The organism is Nocardia sp. PLKS1-43 (genome assembly GCF_059510335.1).
The window spans coordinates 1-394 of record NZ_JCAJZQ010000057.1; the positions used below are offsets into that span (position 1 = coordinate 1).

A 394-nucleotide genomic window follows, 5' to 3' on the forward strand; every position below is an offset into this window, starting at 1 on the left:
AGGAGAGCCGGGTGAGGATGCGGTCCAGGACGCTGTCGTCGAGGGGGGAGGGGATCAGCAGGGTGCCGCCCTGATCGGACAATCGCGCCAAAGCTGTTCGGCCGGTGCGGCGTTCGAGTTCGAGGGTCACCCTGGTTCGCGCGTCCGGACGCAGCGGACCGTTGCGGCCGCGCAGGGGAAACGCTACCGCGACCACCGCGTAGGAACGGGCGAGGGCGATGCCGCATTCGCGGGACAGCGCGGTGGGGTCCTGCCCGTCGAGCAGTGCTGATATCAGGCGCTGCCGGGGGGATTGCCGGTCGCCGAGTTCGGTCAGGTACGCGGTGGATATCGTGGCCAGCGCCGAGGTGAGGGTTGCCACGATCTGCTCGGGCAGGCCGGAGTCGGTGGCGGC

The 394-nt window shown here is 70.3% G+C and carries 1 pseudogene; it reads right to left on the reverse strand.

What is annotated here, in order from left to right:
- Positions 1-394: pseudogene (locus tag AC5WS7_RS40655) on the reverse strand (PucR family transcriptional regulator); the annotation flags it as partial.